The organism is Leptolyngbya sp. NIES-2104, from assembly GCF_001485215.1.
GTDB lineage: Bacteria > Cyanobacteriota > Cyanobacteriia > Leptolyngbyales > Leptolyngbyaceae > Leptolyngbya.
In genome coordinates this window covers 4,791,688-4,809,102 of sequence record NZ_BBWW01000001.1, presented here as the reverse complement: position 1 = coordinate 4,809,102, position 17,415 = coordinate 4,791,688, and the positions used below count along the sequence as shown (strand labels likewise).

Genomic DNA, 17,415 nt, shown 5'->3' with positions numbered 1-17,415 from the left:
CTTAAAGTGTGACTCAAACGAAATCGCGATTGACCCACATTAAGGAATATTTGCCGGAAAAAGTCGGCATCGTACTCCAGCTAGAGGCACAACAGGATACCGAGGTTGGAGAGTTGAGAAACTTGCTGAGGAAGGATTGAGGAATAAAACATGAGTTATTTAGTCGCAGTATTAAGCGATCGTATACAGGCAGAAGAAGCGTATTCGGCGCTGGAAAACGAAGGCTTGCCGATGGATAAGATTTCGATCTTAGGACGGGGCTATAAAAGTGCAGATGAGTACGGATTAATTGATCCAAATGAAACGGCGAGAAAGCAGGTGCGATTGATGGCTTCTTGGCTGGTTCCTTTCGGATTTTTGGGTGGAGCCGCGTTCAATGTGATTACGGGGTTGAATACGTTTGCTTGGGCGGGCGAGATTGGGAGTCCGCTGATTGCTGGAATTTTAGGCGGCTTGTCTGGATTGCTCGGTAGTGTATTCGTCGGGGGCGGTGTTGGCTTAGTGGTGGGTGGCGGTGATGCGTTACCGTATCGCAATCGGTTGAATGCTGGAAAGTATTTGATTGTTGTGAAGGGTTCAGATACGCTAATTCGGCAGGCGACGCGGAGTTTAAGAGCCTTTGACCCTGAGAGTTTGCAAGGGTACGCAGAGCCGGGAATGGTGAGTTAGACCGGGTGAATCGGGATGTCGATCGTGAATTCTGTTCCTTTGCCCATTTCCGACGTGCAAGACAAAGCACCGTGATGCTGTCCCACCACAATTTGATAAGCGATCGATAATCCTAGACCCGTTCCCTGCCCCACGGGCTTTGTCGTGAAGAAAGGATCGAAAATCTTTGGCTGAGTCGTGTTGGGGATACCTTGACCATTATCGCGAATTCTAACAATCGCGCTTGAATCAGTAGCTTCAGTTGAAATCCAAATGATCAAAGGTCGATCGTTGATATTTTCTAGAGCATCGATCGCATTTCCTAATAGATTGAGAAAGACTTGATTGAGTTGCCCAGCATAGCATTCGATCTTGGGCAGATTTTGGAACGCTTTGATGATCTTGATTTCTTGTCGTTTTGAGGTGTGTTTTAGACGATGCTGCAATAAAAGTAAGGTATTCTCTAAGCCTTCCTGTAGATCGACGGTTTTAAGTTGTGCTTCGTCGAGTCGGGAAAAATTTCGCAGACTGAGTACGATCGATTGAATGCGATTGGCTCCTTCTTGCATCGATTTCAAAAGCCTCGGTAAATCCCTCGATACAAATTCAAAATCGCACTCTTCTAGATAGTCCCGAATTTCTCCGATCGTGTCTGGAAGATGTTTCTGATAAAGCGCGAGTAGGATCATCAAATCGTTTGCATACTTGTCTGCATGCATGAGGTTGCCTGAAATAAACGTCACAGGATTGTTAATTTCGTGAGCAATTCCCGCGACCATTTGCCCTAAACTCGACATCTTTTCGGATTGCAGCATTTGAGCCTGCGCGGTTTGTAGACTTTGTAGTGCATTTGAAAGCTTTTCAGTGCGTTCGTTGACTCGCGATTCTAAGTCTGCATTCGTTTGCTCTAGTGCAATAAACGAAGCTCTTAGTTGCGTCACCATGCTATTAAACGATTGTGCAAGCGTTGCTAATTCTCCAATTTGAGAAAGTTGTACGGTTTGATGCAAATCGCCTTGAGCGATCGCAGAAGAAGCAATATTCAATCGATCAATCGATCGAGCAATCCAACGCGCAGTGAGTAAGCCTAAACTGGTTGTGATGATTAATGCGATCGCGCACAGTAAAATTGTCGTCTGAGTGTTGCGGTGAATCTGCTCGGTAAAGTCAGATTCTGGCATTGCAATCACAACGAGCCAATCTAAACCATATTGATCGCGCCAAGGATTCACTTGAACAAATGTACTGTGATTTCTAATCGATGTTTTGATCCACTTTGGTTCGCGAATTCGATCTAAGCTTCCATATTTCTTGATGATATATTGCGTTGTTTCTCGAATTAATCGATCGCTGCTTTCTGATCCTTTGATACGTTTTGGCTGATTGTTTTCAACTGTATAGGTTCTTTCGTCGCTAGAGTTTCCGACTAACAATCCATCACGCTCTAGGATAAAGACGGAAGCGGAGGGACTAGGGCGCAGTTGTTTGAGAAAGTCATTGATTCGATCGAGCAAATAATCGACTCCCACCACCCCAATGATTTGTTGTCGATCGTTAAACACGGGATGACTCGATGAGATTGCCATCACTTTGTCATCATTCCAGAAGTAAATCCTTGTCCACAGAGGTTTCCTCGCAGTGATCGCATCGGTATACCAAACTTCCTGACGCGGCTCATAAGGAACTTTTGTCACTGGTTTGGTTGGCTTTCCCTGATCGATGTCATAGCGATAGTAAGTTCCTAGATGCGGCGGCTCAATGATGTCCATCTGGAGAACGTTTCGAGCATCCCGATTAATCCCGATAAAGTTGCCGTCTTGGTCAGCGTAATTAATAAAAGCAAAGTCTTGATAGACGCGCATCTGCTCCCAAAAGTAGTGTCCTAGCGTTCTGAGATCGCGTGATAAAAGACCTTTCTCAAGACTACGAGCATTCACATAATTGACTTTGTGCGGTCGAACTAGATAGCTGTCTAAGTGCTGTTCGACTCGTTTACTGGACTCACTGCTAAGCTGATTGACTAACTGTTCGATCGACTGTTGCCCATGTCGTAATGACCAGTACCCAGTCAGTCCCACAGCAATAAAAATTTGTGTGACAAACGGAACGACAAGAACATAGCTGAGCGATAACTTTGGTAATTTGTGTAGGAGTTTCACGGGGGCAAGAAGAAACAACGACTTGTTCTTAGAATGCCCCCGATCGAGAGAAATTTAGTTTCTTATGAGGAAATAATGATGCGAGCGGCATGGTATGAGCAACTCGGAGCAGCAAAAACGGTTTTAACGATCAGTGAAGTTGATCTTCCAGAACTTGGCTCTGGGCAAGTGCGAGTCAAGGTTGTTACTTCTGGGGTAAATCCGTCTGATGTGAAACAGCGGATCGGTTGGGGCGGTTTGACGATGCGGTTTCCGCGTGTGATTCCACACAACGATGGATCTGGGGTGATTGTCGAAGTCGGAGAAGGCGTGAGTCGCGATCGCATCGGTGAACGAGTCTGGATTTATGAGGCAACTTTGCCAAAAGGATTGGGAACGGCAGCGGAATTTGTCACGGTGTTGAGTGAAAACGCGATCGCGCTTCCCGATTCGACTTCGTTTGCAGAAGGCGCTTGTCTCGGTGTGCCTGCGATGACCGCACATCATTGTGTATTCAAAGATGGTGATGTCACTGGAAAAACAATTCTAGTCACTGGAGGAGCCGGAGCAGTTGGAACTTATGCGATTCAACTTGCAAAATGGGGTAATGCTACGGTAATTACGACGGTGAGTTCTGAGAAAAAAGCTGAGATTGCGAAAGCGATGGGTGCAGATCATGTCATCAATTACAAAACTGAAGACGTGAGTGCAGTTGTCAAACAGATCACAAATGGAAAGGGTATCGATCGCGTGATTGAGGTTGATTTTGCAGCAAATTTAGAAACAAATTTGAAGATTCTCAAACGTGATGGTGTGATTGCGACTTATGCCACCGATTCGCAAGCTACGCCTCAAGTTCCAATTTATTCGCTCATCTACAAAAATCTGACGGTGCACTACGTTTTGGTGTATGCAATGTCAAAATTCGCGCATGAACAAGCCGCGATCGACATCACAACCTGTTTGCAAGCGGGAGTATTAAAGCATCAGATTGCAGAACGATTTCCGCTCGATCGCATCGCAGAAGCGCATGAACTAATGGAAAGTGGAACTGCGATCGGGAATATCATCGTCGAAGTCTCATCTTGACGTGAGTTTTGCCGCTGTTCTGAGAATTTGACCTGCCAACATCGCCGCGCCGAAACCGTTATCGATATTCACAACTCCAATTCCAGTAGCACAAGAATTCAGCATCGTTAGCAATGCAGATAATCCATTGAAGCTTGCACCATATCCGATGCTCGTCGGAACAGCAACGATCGGACAATCAGACAGTCCAGCAACCACACTCGGTAATGCTCCTTCCATTCCTGCAACCACAACTAAAACATCAGCTTGCGAAAGAACATGAACATTGCTCAGCAAGCGATGAATGCCAGCAACTCCCACATCCCAAAGTCGTTGCACTCGAAATCCACAGAGTTCCGCTGTAATTGCGGCTTCTTCAGCGACAGGAAGATCAGCAGTTCCAGCCGAGAGAATCCCGATCGTTCCTGAATGAATCGGAGGCTGGACGGGATTTAATGAACAAATTCGAGCCGTTGGATAGTACATTGCATCGGGAACCATTTCTTTAACCCAGGCAAAAGCTTCTGCTTCCATTCGGGTCGCCATCACGATCGATGCTTTACTGCGAAGTGCCTCCATGATTTGAGCGATTTGCTCAGGAGTTTTGCCGGGACTCCAAATCACTTCAGGAAATCCGGTTCTTAGCGATCGATGATGGTCAATATTGGCAAATCCGCCGACAGGTTCATACGCCAGATACTTCAATTTATCGAGCGCATCGGCTGAACTAATTTTGCCTTGAGAAACTTGATCGAGTAGGTCTTTGATTGCTTCGGGTTGACTCATTTTGCGGGAAACACAGCTTACTCTTTTATTCTAAGTTCTTGAATATTCCACAGTCCCCAACTCGGTAAACCAGAGTATTTCAAGCCTTGAACGCGATTTCTCACCGCCATGATTGCAGAATCATTCACGAGATGAATCACCGGAAGCTGTTCTTGAACTAATTTTTGAAATTCGCCGTAGATCGCTTTGCGTTTTTCTCGATCGAGTTCCCGCGCTCCTTCGATAAATAAGCGATCGATTTCTTTTTCCCAATCATTCGCTACGTAGCCCTGAATCTTCGGCTGTCCGGGTTGCTGAGCGAGATTAAACGAATGCGATCCACCACTCGTCATCCAAAGGTTCGCGAGTCCTTGCGGTTCGATTCCCCCAGTGAAGCCGATCATGTGAGCGTCCCAATCTCTAGAGCCATTCGTTTTATCAATCAAAACGTTGAAATTGATCGGATTGTAATCAACTTCAATGCCGATTCTAGCGAGATCTTGACGAACTTGAGCACCGATCGCGACTCTCGTGAGATTGTTTGAATTCGTCAGCAATGTGAATTTAACTCGATTGCCTTCAGAGTCGAATAATTGACCACGATCGTTGTACTTAAATCCCGCTTTCTTCAAAAGTTCTCTTGCTTTGTCTGGATTGTAGTTGTAAGCTCTCAATCCTTCTTTTAATGCAAATGGACTTTGTACTGAAATCGGAGAATTCTGAACGACTCCTAAGCCGCGATATAGATTTATATTGATTCGATTTCTATCGATCGCATAAGCCACCGCTTGCCGAAATTCCAAAGTATTAAACCAGCGCGATTTAATCGGATCAACAAATGGCTTTCCATTTGCATCTTTTGCCTTAGTTAAATTGAATGTCAGATACAAAACGCCTGACCAGGGACCGCCATTTAGGACTTGAAAGTTTGCCCGATCTTCTTCACGTTTGAGCAATGAAAAATATTCAGGTCGTAGCGGTCTTGTATCTCCCATAACATCAAGATCACCCGATCGAAATCTTAGAAGTTGAGTATCTTGATTTTCGATAAACTGCCAAACAATGCGATCGATATAAGGTAACTGTGTCCCCGCTTGATCTTTTCGCCAATAGTAAGGATTTCGCTTAAGAATCAACCGTTGTCCAGCGCTATAACTGTCAATCATATACGCGCCATTCGTGATAATTTTCTTCGGATCAGTATCTGTTCCCCAAGTTGAAATGAACGCTGGATTTCCGTCGGGTAATTTCTTCGTGACCGCATCACCCAGTGCGTGTTTTGGCAGAATCATGATGCCATCTGGAGCCGCAGTTGCAGCTAGTAAGGGCGCGAAGGGTTCGGGGAGGATGAATTCGATTTGTCGATCGCTAATCTTGCGAACCTTCGGAAAAACCTTCTTCGTTCCGATCTGAATACTCTCTTTTTGATCAGTTGGAATCTGCGGATTGAAAACGACATCTTCATAAGTGAAGACCACATCATCCGCAGTCAATGGTTTTCCATCTGACCATTTCAAATCCGGTCTTAATGTAAACACAACCCGCTTATTGTCAGGCGAAAACTTCCACGATTCTGCTAATGCTGGCTCATATTCTCCAGTAGCACCATTCTCTTTTGTCAGTCCCTCATAAATGAATGGAAACACACTCGGAAACGTTTGATTATTTGCGTAATTGAACGTTTTCGGATCGGTGGGACTGACTAATACTAATTGCGGAACCTGTGCAGCTTGAGTTTTATAGTCTCGTGGATTGCAACCCGTAAGAAATAGAGGAAAAACTAGCGCCATTACTGCAAGAGATAATAGCGCTAGACCTTGACGAAATTTTATTTCAGAGCGACTCATAGCTGCATTAATCTTTAATTCTCAGTTCGTGAATGTTCCATAGCGCGCCGCCCGTCTCAGGAAATTTCACTCCTTGAACTTCATTCTGAACAACGCCCATAATTCTCTCAGTCACGAGCGGAATCCAAGGCAATTGTTCTTGAGTAATCTTCTGAACTCTGCCATAAATTTCCTTTCGTTTTGCCTCATCAAATTCCTGAGCACCTTGAATGTAAAGCTGCCCAATCTCTTCTTCCCAATCTGACACAACTCGCCCTTCTAGCGGTGCTTTTCCAGCCTGCGGTTTCTGATTAAAGGCGTGAGAAGAACCATCCGGCAACCACACATTCGACCCATCATTCGGCTCCCGTCCACCACCCATTCCAATCAGATAAGCTTCCCAATCTAAACCGTCATCCAGCTTCCCAATCATCACATTGAAACTAATCGGAGTGAGATTAACCTTCATCCCAATTTTGGAAAGATCTTGACTAATCTGAGTAATAATTGCCTGACGCAAATTATTTTCCGAATTCGTCATCAAGTTGAACTCAACTAGATTGCCTTCTGCATCCAATAATTGATTGCGATCGTTGTACTTAAATCCCGCTTCCCGTAACAGTTGTCTTGATTTCTCCGGGTCGTGGTTGTAGGCTTTGCCGCCCTCTAAATAGTAGGGACTAATCGGCAAAATCGTTGAGTTCAGCAGAATGCCAAGCCCCCGATACAGATTCGTGTTAATTCTCTCGCGATCGATGGCGTACGCGACTGCTTGTCGAAACTTGACGTTATTAAACCACTTCGATCTCACCGGATTAACCAGCGGCTTACCGTTGCGTCTTCCTTGATTGAGATTAAACGCGATAAAGGTCGTCATCGGGCGCGTTCCACCCATCAACACCGTGAATCCGCCCCGCTTTTCTTCTCGCTTCAAGATGGAAAAATCTTCAGGACGCAGCGGCTCTGAGATGTCTAAGCCACCCGATCGGAATTGCAAGAGTTCGGTATCACGATTTTCCACAATGCCCCAGATGATCCGCTCAATGTACGGCTGTGGGTTGCCTTGCGCGTCTTTGCGCCAGTAGTTCGGATTGCGACGAAAGATCAAACGCTGCGTTGCCGTATAAGACTCCAGCATATAAGGACCGTTGCAAACGATTTCTTTCGGATCAGTACCCGTTCCCCAGGTCGTCAGAAAGAGCGGATTACCATCCGACCCCAACTGCGTCACCGACTTCTCTAAAGCGTGTTTTGGCAGAATCGTCAGCCCTAAAGTTCTAAGAAACGGTGAAAACGGTTCGGGAGTCGTGAATTCAATTTGGCGATCGTTGACCTTGCGAACACTCGGAAACGCTCGTTGCTTGCCAATTTTCAAGATGTCCTGAATGTCGCTCGAAATCTTGGGATTCATGTAGAGATCCCGAAAGGTAAACAGCACATCATCGACAGTGAGCGGTTGACCATCCGACCACTTCAGATTTTCGCGCATCGTGAATTTAACCGTTTTCTTGTCGGGCGAGATTTCCCACTTTTCCGCTAAATTCGGCTCCAGCTTTCCGGTAATCGCATCTTCAGCGATCAAGCCCTCATACATCAAAGAGAGTGGCGTTGGTGATTCATTGCTTAACACCGCATTGAATGTTCTAGGATCGCCCAGCGTACTATCAACCAGTTGCGGAACTTGAGCCGCTTGCGTTTTGTTGCTTTGTGGATTACACGCCGTCACGGTCAGCCCCAGGCAAAACGCTACCATTGCGAGTGCCCAGAATCGCCAAAAACCTGTTAGAGCGGAAAATTTCATACGTCGATCGCGCACTTTTCAGAAGAGTGATTCTATCCTTTCTACACCCTTTACGCGATTTCTGGGTGATTTCTGTGAGATTCCGTTGCTAACTTATCGTAGTCAACCAAGAAGCTGCCACAAGGTTTGTATCCACGGTGGCAAGCGGCACCTCGCAATAAATAGAAGTAGCAGCAATGAAACGATCAGCGGGATCTTGATGAGGTAGTTCAATCTGACGGCTCAAAATCATGATGTGACGATCAAGAGGAGCCTCACAGATTTTCAGCGCTTCTAGCGATTGATTGATCCAAGCGACAGCATCAGATCTAAGAGAAATTCGTCCTCTTTCCGCTAAGAGAAGAGCTTCCCAAATGCTGATTGGACTGAGCCAAAGTTCTGTTGCGTTCAAGGCGATGAGCGATCGCAAATTCTCGGAAAGCTGAGGATTGCCAAGCGCATACCAAAGCCAAATGTGAGTATCCAGTAAAAGCTTCACTGAAGAACTTCCCAAGCGTTTTCAGGCAAAACTGGAGTAACAAGATCACCCAAAATTTCGCCAGTTTCTTTCATGAAGCCAAAAGCGGGACGTTGTGAATGAGTTACAGTTTCGGATTGACAAGAATCATCTCTTCTGATATCTGCTTTTAATGATTGCAACAATATTTCAATCATTGCGATTCGCTCTTCGATCGAAGCATTTTGCAACTTTTCAACAGTTTCTGAATCAATCATGTTTTTGCTTCCAGCGCTCTGATTTCAAGATAGAGCCTAATCCAGCATTCGATCGACCCGATCGCGCCACATCAACCGAATCAGCGATCGCACCAAAAACACACCAGAAAACGCCGCGATCGCAAATGCAAAAATTGCTCCACCGCTGATTTGACCGACGAGTAAAATCGCTCCAGTCAATGCCGCAAATCCTGAAATACACGCATACAGCAAGGCTCTGACCGAGAGATTCAAGGTTTTGAGAGCGCGATTATGCTCGATCGAGTTCACCTGAATCTTGAGTTCGCCTTGTTCGAGTCGTGATTCGAGTCGCTCGATCGCGCTTTGAGTCGGATTCGGCTTATTCAATCGATACGTCAAATAGCTCTTCGCCTGTTTCGCAAGTTCTCCAACTCCGCCCCCTTGACGTGCTGGCATCGTCGCTAAACTTTTCACGAACGGCTTTGCGGCTGAAAGTAGGTTGTACTGCGGATCAAGGTCACGCGCTACCCCGTCTAATGTCGTCAACGCTTTGATGATAAACGTCATCTTGGCAGGCAAGCGAAACGGCTGTTGTTCAAACACCGAATACAGTTCGTTTCTCAGACTCTTAAAAGCTTGCAACTCGACAGGCTTATCCGCAAAGCGATCGACTAATACATTCACAATCCGCTTCACCGGGGTCATGTCCGCCATCGGCTCGACCAAACCCATGTCCACTAGGGTGCTCACGACCTGATCGGTATCCTTTTTCAAAACTGCGAAAAAGGTCTGAACCATCTGATTTCGATTGATCGGCTGCACTTCTGCCATCATGCCAAAATCGTAGAAAATCAGCTTGCCATCCTGACTGACCGCCATATTTCCAGGATGCGGATCAGCTTGAAAGAATCCATCTTGCAGCAATTGTTTGAGATACGCACAAATTCCTAGATGATTAATTTCACGCGGATCGATTCCGATCGCAAGTAAGCTTTGACGATCGTTAACTTTAATTCCCGGCACATATTCCATCGTCAACACGCGCCGAGTCGTGTACTTCGGATAAATTTTTGGAACCACAATACGATCGTGATCCGCGAAATTATGTCGAAAGCGATCGGCGTTCATCGCTTCTTGTACATAATCGATTTCCCGACCGAGAATTTCCGAAAATTCCTCGTGAATGGCTTTGATATCGTATTGACGGGCATTCGGAACGAAGCGATCGATCCAGCGCACTAATCGCCCGACAATCTGGAAATCCATTGCGAATAGCTGCTCTAGTCCCGGACGCTGAACTTTCACGACCACTTCTTCGCCTGTATGGAGTCGTGCTCGGTGAACTTGCCCTAAACTTGCAGCCGCGATCGGAGTCGGGTCGAAGTCCTGATACAGCACATGAATCGGATAGCCGAGTTCAGATTCGATAATCGCGATCGCCTGATTTGGGTCAAATTCAGGAACGCGATCTTGTAGCTGTCCTAATGCTTTGACGTATTCCAACGGCAGCAAATCTGCCCGCGTTGAAAGCGATTGACCGATTTTGATAAAAGTCGGACCTAAATCGAGCAGCGTCCCCACTAACCACTGAGCGCGTCGATTGCGGTGATGAGCGGACTTGCCTGAAATCTGCCGATCCCACCACAGATAGAAAGTTAATTTTGCAGCCGACACGGAAATGTCCACTTGTCGCGCCAGTGGAGAAGAAATTTGCCGTTGCCAGCGTAGCGATCGAGTTGGGGGGATAGCAGCTTGTAACATAACTCCAGACATTATACCCAGTCCGCTCACCGAAAAAGAGAGCAGCACAGCACACTTTCAAAACGCACTGAAATCTCAATCCGCCTCGGTTCGATTCTAGTCAGGATTGTGAAGAAAAGCTACGCCCCAGCAATTTCTAGATTCTGCGGCAGTGTCACTGTGAAGCAAGTTTCGTAGGATTGAGGATCAGCGGTGGCGACACTCGTTGCCTCGATCGCGCCGTTCAAATGCTGAACCAAACTCTTGACGAGCGCCAACCCTAACCCAGTTCCCGGAACCGCATTCTGGGTCATGCCTTGACAACGCCGGAACTTTTCAAAAATGTGCGGCAGTTCTTCCTCTGAGATTGCCGATCCAATATTGGATAATGCCAGCTTAATTTGTTGTCCAGGCTCAACCGTGACTCGAAGACGAACGGTGCTGTTTGGATCAGCATATTTGCCCGCATTGGTCAGCAGTTCTAGCAAAATTCGATTGAAACTATCGCGATCGGTGTTAAACACAGGTAATCGCTGTGGCAACTTCACATCGAGCGTGAGTCCTTTCGATACCCAGCGCTGGTGGAAGGACTGTGAAACATCGTCGATCGCTTGTCGCAAATCGACTTTCTGAAGCTGGAATGCGACCTGTTTTGTTTCCAATTCCTGAAGCGCCAGCAAGTCATTGATTAAACTAGTTTCCTGAGCACATTGCTGCTCCAGAATGTTCAAATACTGCTGACGACGATCGGGAGAAAGATTCGCCTGCCGCAACATCCGAATCGCTAACATCATGCTTGTTAGCGGTGTTCGGAGTTCATGACTGAGTGTACTGAGAAACTCATCCATGCGCTGATTCATTTCCCGCAGTTTCTCGATCTGTTTGCGGGTAATCTCATACAGCTTGGCTTGCAGTTCTAAACTTTGTTGGAGTTGTGCGGTTCGCTCTTCGACTAAAGATTCAACTTGACGCAGCGTTTCAGTTTGAATAATTGCGGCACTGATTTGAGCACTCAAGAGTTCAACGAGTTCGATTTCTTCGGGTTGCCAGTGGCGCGATCGACTTTGCTGCACTGCGATGAATCCAAGCAGTCGATTCTTGCTCTCTAACGGAACGAGCATGAGAGCGGGCATCTTCTCTGGATCGAAGATTGGCGCAATCGTTTCTGAAGGAAATTCTGTTGAAGCACCGAACACAAACGATTTTGCTGTACTGCGAACTGCGACTTGGCAAACCCCACAATCGCTCACCCAGAAGGATTGACTCAGAGGTGATTCTGGCTCGGCTGGATCACGTCGCCATTCGCTATCGACCATGATTCGCGCTTTCGGAATCCGATCGCCATCCGATCGCACACTCTGACGTGGGTCCCAAAACTTGGATCTCAGAACAAACGCCTGCTCAATCTCTAGCGATTCGGCTAATCCTTCGAGTGCCATCACCTGAACTTGCGGCACCTCTAAGGAATTCTGAATCGCCATTGTCACCTTGCGAATCAGTGCCTGATATTGCGCTTGCTTGGCGACTTTTTGCTGGAGTGAAATTTGCGAAATCGCGATCGCAACGTGATCGACAATGTGCATCAGTGTATCAATTTCCAAATCCGTCCAACGACGTGATTGAGCACACATCAAACTCACAACGCCGTTTGTCTGCCCTTGAAACTGCGTAGGCAGACTCATCACCGCCCGAATCGGCAGGACTTTAGAAACATAAGCGATTTCGCTAAGCGTTAAATCAGAAATAAACAGTTCTGAATGAGTAAGCGTTTCCGTTTCAATCAGTGTGTAGTTTGACAGAAACTCTTTTTGCTGATTTCCGCTCAGATAGGACTTTGAAAACCAAGCAGTTAAGGATTTTTCTGATCCTGCTGATGGAATCGAAATCACACAAGCTTGCACACCGTACGTTTCCCCCAACAGCGCTGCAACTTCGGACAAAACAGCCTCAGGTCGGGTCGCCTGACTGAGCGCCTGAGTGATTTTGCGTCCGATCGTCGTTTCGATCGACGCGAGTGGGGGTGGATAGGCGTTAGGGTGAGGCACAGCATCACGGGAAGGATTGGACAGCGAGGCAAGCCGATCCGACTCTAGGCGAATCACTTCTTCTCTTGTAGTGTTGACAACATCCATGCCCCGCCCCACAACTTCCTGCGACTCCATTGATCTCGATCGCGAAACTTTTGCTTGCATCCTGTCACATGCCTGTTTGCGTCACTGTAGGGAAGTTCCCTTCACAAAGCTTCAGTCACTCAGTTAAGGGGAGCAGCGTAGCGCTGAATCATTAGATCGGTAAGGTTTTACCAATACTAGGATTCATTTACTGCAATTTATTACACCATTGTTCTCAGATTACAATCTGACAGCCAGGAAGGTATCCGTAAATTCCCTCGATCCTGCGTTTTAGATCATCAATTTCTCAAGATAATCGGGAAAGAATAACGAAGATTCGATGAAGTAAAAATCGAACAAATTTGCTCGAATCGCTTGACCTGAATCGTTTTAATAGTACACTTGAACGAAATTCCTGCTGGATTTCTTCCTCATTATGAGCCTAAAGCCTGCTTCAAACCCGACGAGCGTTGTGGGTACGGTGAAAGGACCCGGTGACAACGGCAATCAGTACGTTTTCATCACGTCTGACAATCGGTATGTCCGCATTGGTGAATATGTTTATTACGAGGTGCGTGAAGCGGGAACTCTCCGTAAAATTCTTGGTAAGATCTCCGATCGACGATTGATCGATCACCTGCCTGACCGTATTTTTGCGGATACGGAGATTAGCCCGGAAGCGATCGCGGCTTTGGTCGGTTTTACCTATGACAATCCCGAAATTTATGAAGTCAGCGTCGATGTGATCGGATATTTCGAGCCGTCACTGGGTTTCATGAATCCGCGAAAGAGTCCCAACCCAGGATCAAAAGTGATTTTGGCGGATGATTTGATGTTGCAGAGTATTCTCAATCGTCGTCAGCCGCAAGATGTCGGTTCAGCGCATATCGGATCGCTGTTATTGCGTGAGATGAATGCAGTCCCGATCGCGCTTGACGTGAAAGAGCTTGTGAGTACGCACATGGCGATTTTGGCAGGAACCGGATCGGGGAAATCCTACACCGCAGGCGTTCTGATTGAGGAATTATTATTGCCGCACAATCGAGCAGCGGTTTTGATTTTTGATCCACATGGCGAGTATGGCACTTTAGCTGAAATGCGGGGTCATCCAGCGTTTGCGGCTCCGGACGGCTACTCGCCCAAGGTAAAAGTGCTGTCTCCAGACGACGTACGGATTCGGATCTCTTCGCTCGATTATTACGACATTTTGGCGTTGCTGCCAGAAATGAGCGATCGACAACAAGCGATGCTCAGTAAAGCCTTCCGAATTCTTCAAAGTCATCGAAAAGGTGACTACCGCTGGGGAATTCAGGATTTAATCGCGGCAGTGCGGGAAGCAGATGTGCAAGTCGATGATGATGGAAATGAACGATCGGGATCGTCGGCTCCGGCTTTGGAATGGAAGCTAGAGAAAATTGAGCGATCGCACTATTTCCACAATCTTGAACATACCGTTAGTCCAAAAGAACTATTCCAGCCTGGACAAGTCACCGTCCTTCAGATGAATGAAATCAGCCAGGAAGAACAGCAAGTGATTTGTGCAGCGGTTCTGAGGCAAGTGAATCACGCCCGAATGAGTACTCAGAAGGAATTGATTTCGCCACAAGATGAGAACTACTTGCCCTATCCCGTATTTATCCTGATTGAAGAAGCGCACCGTTTCGCACCCGCACACGAACCTTCTCGATGTAAATCAGTATTGCGAACAATTCTTAGTGAAGGACGAAAATTTGGGTTAGGAGTGGGACTGATTACACAGCGTCCTGGAAAGCTTGATGCAGATGTGCTTTCTCAGTGTATGAGTCAATTTCTCATGCGGATTGTCAATCCCGTGGATCAGGAAAGCTTGAAATACGGAGTCGAAGCAGCGGGACGAGACTTGCTGAAGGAATTGCCTGCACTAACTAAGGGGCAAATCATTATTTCTGGTGCGTGTGTGAATACGCCTGTGTTGTGTAAAGTCCGCCAACGATTGACAAAACATGGTGGAGAAACCCTAGACGCACCTGCAATGTGGCAAAAACATTTTGAGAGCCATCGGGTTCAGGAGCGTCAAATTGAGCTTGCTCCTGTTGCGGTTCCACGTCGATCGCAAACGGTTCGAGGTCGCAGTATTGATTAGGAGAGTTTAGCGATCGTAAACGAAGCTTTTCCAGTAAATGGGTTTTTTACGTAAACAGATCGTGCGTGTGACTGTTTCAGGGTGAGCTTCAAAGCCTTCTCACTGCCTTGTTAGCCCGCCCCGGAATGGAATTCGGGGCTAACAGAACGAAGTCCACTAAAGGGGACTAAAAGCCAAAATTAGTCTCTTCAGTCCTTTTCAAAGAACTTCGCACAATTAGCCCCGAATTTTATTCCGGGGCGGGGACTGAACGAAGCGAGATGATCCTGAAGCACACTTTAGAACGATCGACAGTACACAAAGATTTCGCACCGATCGCCAAATGCTCGAGCGACCTTCTATTTCACGTTTTTCAGCGCAATCTCTTGATTCTTGCGATAAGCAGCCATCCGGTTTTTCGCCACATCTGCACGAGGATGGCTATTTGGCACTTCAGACATCAAGCGTGATGCCGTTCCCCACATGTCGGCGACTTCTTGCCATTGAGTCGGAGTTTTTGCCTCTCTACCGCTTTTTGCTGCCCGCTCTGCGACTCGCACCGCCGTAGCAAACGAATCTCCATCTTGCTTGATCGTTTCCTTCCACTGCGGTTGGGCGGTCGCTTGAGTCTGGTTCTGCTCACCTGCAAAAAGTTTGCCTTGATTCCAGGCGTAAACGCCCCAACCTGCGGCTAGGACTGCGGCACTGATCACCACGCCACCGAGAATGCCCTTTGTAAACTGACGCTTCTCGCGCACGGCTTGAGGTGAAAGCGTTTTGGGAATGTCATCGCGCTCACTGAACGTTTCCCGCCAGTCCTCAATCATGCCCTTGACAAAATTCGGTCGTCTCAGCGAGATTTCTTCAGCCCAAAGCAGTTGACCATCAGGATCGCGATTGATTTCCTCAAACCAAAGTAACTGCTGTTCGCGCACGATTCGGCTGTTGATATTCACACGGCGGATGTTACGCGGTGAAATCGATTCGAGAATTTTGCGGATGCGTTCGGTTAAGGTCGCTCGATCGAGTTGGTCGGGCGTTGCTGCTTCGCAAAGAAGCTGAAGGACACCATTGGCAAAAATGGCGCGAGTTCTCACCCCGGATTCTGACAATTTGTCATTCAAAATTTGAATGATCGCTGCCACGCTGCCTTGGTGAGCTTGCTTGTAGATATCGTTGACCGCATTCACAATCATGGGATCTATTAATTAGTTAACGAATAACCCTGACTAGAAAGCCACTAGGATACTATATCGCCTGTTTTGGTTTTAAGAGCAAGCATAAGTTTCAAAAAAGTGTCTTTTCTGACAAAAAGATAGCGTTAATTGCACAATTTCTAATGCAAATGACGAAAATCATTGAATCTACGAATTTGCCACAAATCCGTATTAAATCGATTTTGATTGTGCAATTCCCAGCGCGATCGATCAATCCAAAACTCAAACAGGGCAGTGTTGTGAGCGCGTAATCGCCAGGATCTATCACTTCCGAGTAATTGAGCGATTAAGTGTTGCAAAATCCAACTGTGACTCACAATCCAAAGCTGATCACCGTCGCGATGATGCTGCATGATTCGATCGATAAATTGACGGGAACGCTCTCGTGCATCGTTCAGCGTTTCGGCTTCGGGAATTGGTATCCAATCTGGAGATGTTTCTAATTTTCGGCACAAATCTGGATAGCGAGATTGTGCTTCTGCCCACGTCAACCCCTGAAAAATTCCGTTCTGAAATTCTTTTAATTCTTCGGCATATTGGAGCGGAATTTGTCTCGGTGCGGGTTCGTCCTCGATCGAGTTTTCTGATTCTGGGTCGATCAAATCGCTAACCGCTGCGGGTAAATGCGGCTTCTGAAAGTAAGACAGTAGGATTTCTGTCGTTTGTGCCGCTCGTTTTAGGGGACTTGAATAAACGTGTGAGGGTCGCCAAGATTCGGTTTTGAGATGTCTTGCGAGTCTTTCGGACTGTTGCCGACCGAGCGGAGACAGTTCGTAATCGCCGTGACCTTGCATTCGTTTTTCGATGTTGCCGATCGATTGAGCGTGGCGGATGAATAACAGCTTGAGAACTTTGGACATGGGAGAGAATCAATGGAAAGGATTGAGAGATGGATTTGGTGCGATCGAGATTTTTGGCAGGAAGTACCTTTACAATTTCAATAAGCAAGCTACGTGAATCCAGGTCAGTTTATGTTACACAAATCTACAACTCGCCACATTCATATTTTCGCGGCGGAAGTGCAGAACAATGAGTTGGTCGAAAGCGATAAGGTTCTGACGCTGGATATTGATCCAGATAATGAGTTGGTCTGGAACCAAGATGCACTGCAAAAGATATACAGCAAGTTTGATGAACTGGTCGAGTCTTACAGTGGTCAATCGCTGAATGATTACAATTTGCGCCGGATCGGATCGGATTTGGAACATTTAGTGCGATCGCTGCTCAACAAAGGTGAAATTGCTTACAACTTGGAGAGCCGAGTGGTGAACTACAGTTTGGGATTGCCACAGGTGAAACCGGAATCGTAGATTTTAACGTGAATT

At 46.8% G+C, this 17,415-nt stretch carries 15 protein-coding genes; 5 read left to right on the top strand and 10 right to left on the bottom strand.

Features of this window, described 5'->3' with window-relative positions; genetic code table 11:
• Positions 1-8: 8 nt before the first annotated feature.
• Both NIES2104_RS33585 and NIES2104_RS23110 read left to right on the top strand, forming a co-directional pair.
• Positions 9-140 carry a hypothetical protein gene (locus NIES2104_RS33585; protein ID WP_263971020.1) on the top strand — a complete coding sequence of 44 codons (132 nt, stop codon included), beginning with the start codon at positions 9-11 and terminating at the stop codon, positions 138-140.
• 10 nt (positions 141-150) lie between these two features.
• Positions 151-669, top strand: coding sequence for a hypothetical protein (locus NIES2104_RS23110; RefSeq protein ID WP_059000596.1), 519 nt, complete (start codon positions 151-153; stop codon positions 667-669).
• On the opposite strand, the gene NIES2104_RS23105 is transcribed toward NIES2104_RS23110, so the two are convergent.
• Positions 666-2,807, bottom strand: a complete 2,142-nt coding sequence (locus tag NIES2104_RS23105; RefSeq protein WP_072218238.1) for an ATP-binding protein — start codon at positions 2,805-2,807, stop codon at positions 666-668. The two genes, NIES2104_RS23110 and NIES2104_RS23105, sit on opposite strands and share 4 nt — an antisense overlap.
• A gap of 75 nt (positions 2,808-2,882) precedes the next feature.
• On the opposite strand from NIES2104_RS23105, the gene NIES2104_RS23100 reads away from it, so the two are divergent.
• Complete coding sequence (locus NIES2104_RS23100) at positions 2,883-3,875, top strand: NADPH:quinone reductase (RefSeq protein ID WP_225895277.1); 993 nt, start codon at positions 2,883-2,885, stop codon at positions 3,873-3,875.
• Here NIES2104_RS23100 and larB read toward each other — a convergent pair.
• The 7 genes from larB to NIES2104_RS23065 all read right to left on the bottom strand — a co-directional run bounded on the left by larB (position 3,867) and on the right by NIES2104_RS23065 (position 12,853).
• On the bottom strand, positions 3,867-4,640 hold the full coding sequence (gene larB, locus NIES2104_RS23095) for a nickel pincer cofactor biosynthesis protein LarB (protein WP_059000594.1): 774 nt from the start codon (positions 4,638-4,640) through the stop codon (positions 3,867-3,869). The two genes, NIES2104_RS23100 and larB, sit on opposite strands and share 9 nt — an antisense overlap.
• 17 nt (positions 4,641-4,657) lie before the next feature.
• Positions 4,658-6,466, bottom strand: coding sequence for an ABC transporter substrate-binding protein (locus NIES2104_RS23090; RefSeq protein WP_059000593.1), 1,809 nt, complete (start codon positions 6,464-6,466; stop codon positions 4,658-4,660).
• A gap of 7 nt (positions 6,467-6,473) precedes the next feature.
• Positions 6,474-8,246, bottom strand: coding sequence for an ABC transporter substrate-binding protein (locus NIES2104_RS23085; protein ID WP_059000592.1), 1,773 nt, complete (start codon positions 8,244-8,246; stop codon positions 6,474-6,476).
• Between the two features lie 88 nt (positions 8,247-8,334).
• Positions 8,335-8,724, bottom strand: coding sequence for a type II toxin-antitoxin system VapC family toxin (locus NIES2104_RS23080; protein WP_059000591.1), 390 nt, complete (start codon positions 8,722-8,724; stop codon positions 8,335-8,337).
• Positions 8,721-8,960 carry a hypothetical protein gene (locus NIES2104_RS23075; protein WP_059000590.1) on the bottom strand — a complete coding sequence of 80 codons (240 nt, stop codon included), beginning with the start codon at positions 8,958-8,960 and terminating at the stop codon, positions 8,721-8,723. The genes NIES2104_RS23080 and NIES2104_RS23075 overlap by 4 nt, the downstream gene beginning before the upstream one ends.
• A 36-nt stretch (positions 8,961-8,996) precedes the next feature.
• Positions 8,997-10,682: an AarF/ABC1/UbiB kinase family protein gene (locus tag NIES2104_RS23070; RefSeq protein WP_059000589.1), complete on the bottom strand. Its 1,686-nt coding sequence runs from the start codon at positions 10,680-10,682 to the stop codon at positions 8,997-8,999.
• A 119-nt stretch (positions 10,683-10,801) separates the two neighbouring features.
• Positions 10,802-12,853, bottom strand: a complete 2,052-nt coding sequence (locus tag NIES2104_RS23065) for a GAF domain-containing protein (RefSeq protein ID WP_059000588.1) — start codon at positions 12,851-12,853, stop codon at positions 10,802-10,804.
• Positions 12,854-13,208: 355 nt separating this feature from the next.
• On the opposite strand from NIES2104_RS23065, the gene NIES2104_RS23060 reads away from it, so the two are divergent.
• The gene (locus tag NIES2104_RS23060; RefSeq protein WP_059000587.1) at positions 13,209-14,894 is read left to right on the top strand and encodes an ATP-binding protein; all 1,686 of its coding nucleotides are present in this window, start codon (positions 13,209-13,211) and stop codon (positions 14,892-14,894) included.
• A gap of 338 nt (positions 14,895-15,232) precedes the next feature.
• Here the strand turns inward: NIES2104_RS23060 and NIES2104_RS23055 are convergent, their stop codons facing one another.
• Positions 15,233-16,069 (bottom strand): hypothetical protein, encoded by an 837-nt coding sequence (locus NIES2104_RS23055; protein ID WP_072218121.1) that lies wholly within the window; start codon positions 16,067-16,069, stop codon positions 15,233-15,235.
• A gap of 140 nt (positions 16,070-16,209) precedes the next feature.
• Entirely contained in the window at positions 16,210-16,950 is a 741-nt protein-coding gene (locus tag NIES2104_RS23050) for a histidine phosphatase family protein (RefSeq protein ID WP_059000586.1), read from the bottom strand.
• Between the two features lie 111 nt (positions 16,951-17,061).
• Here NIES2104_RS23050 and NIES2104_RS23045 point away from each other — a divergent pair, with 111 nt between their 5' ends.
• Positions 17,062-17,400, top strand: a complete 339-nt coding sequence (locus tag NIES2104_RS23045; RefSeq protein WP_059002029.1) for an NAD(P)H-quinone oxidoreductase subunit M — start codon at positions 17,062-17,064, stop codon at positions 17,398-17,400.
• Positions 17,401-17,415: the final 15 nt, after the last annotated feature.

What these genes read in the sequence shown, in the direction of transcription:
- NIES2104_RS23100 (WP_225895277.1), top strand. Translation starts at nt 2,883, where the DNA reads ATGATGCGAGCGGCATGGTATGAGCAACTCGGAGCAGCAAAAACGGTT.
- NIES2104_RS23110 (WP_059000596.1), top strand. Translation starts at nt 151, where the DNA reads ATGAGTTATTTAGTCGCAGTATTAAGCGATCGTATACAGGCAGAAGAA.
- NIES2104_RS23075 (WP_059000590.1), bottom strand. Translation starts at nt 8,960, where the DNA reads ATGATTGATTCAGAAACTGTTGAAAAGTTGCAAAATGCTTCGATCGAA.
- NIES2104_RS23065 (WP_059000588.1), bottom strand. Translation starts at nt 12,853, where the DNA reads ATGCAAGCAAAAGTTTCGCGATCGAGATCAATGGAGTCGCAGGAAGTT.
- larB (WP_059000594.1), bottom strand. Translation starts at nt 4,640, where the DNA reads ATGAGTCAACCCGAAGCAATCAAAGACCTACTCGATCAAGTTTCTCAA.
- NIES2104_RS23070 (WP_059000589.1), bottom strand. Translation starts at nt 10,682, where the DNA reads ATGTTACAAGCTGCTATCCCCCCAACTCGATCGCTACGCTGGCAACGG.
- NIES2104_RS23085 (WP_059000592.1), bottom strand. Translation starts at nt 8,246, where the DNA reads ATGAAATTTTCCGCTCTAACAGGTTTTTGGCGATTCTGGGCACTCGCA.
- NIES2104_RS23055 (WP_072218121.1), bottom strand. Translation starts at nt 16,069, where the DNA reads ATGATTGTGAATGCGGTCAACGATATCTACAAGCAAGCTCACCAAGGC.
- NIES2104_RS23045 (WP_059002029.1), top strand. Translation starts at nt 17,062, where the DNA reads ATGTTACACAAATCTACAACTCGCCACATTCATATTTTCGCGGCGGAA.
- NIES2104_RS23050 (WP_059000586.1), bottom strand. Translation starts at nt 16,950, where the DNA reads ATGTCCAAAGTTCTCAAGCTGTTATTCATCCGCCACGCTCAATCGATC.
- NIES2104_RS23090 (WP_059000593.1), bottom strand. Translation starts at nt 6,466, where the DNA reads ATGAGTCGCTCTGAAATAAAATTTCGTCAAGGTCTAGCGCTATTATCT.
- NIES2104_RS23060 (WP_059000587.1), top strand. Translation starts at nt 13,209, where the DNA reads ATGAGCCTAAAGCCTGCTTCAAACCCGACGAGCGTTGTGGGTACGGTG.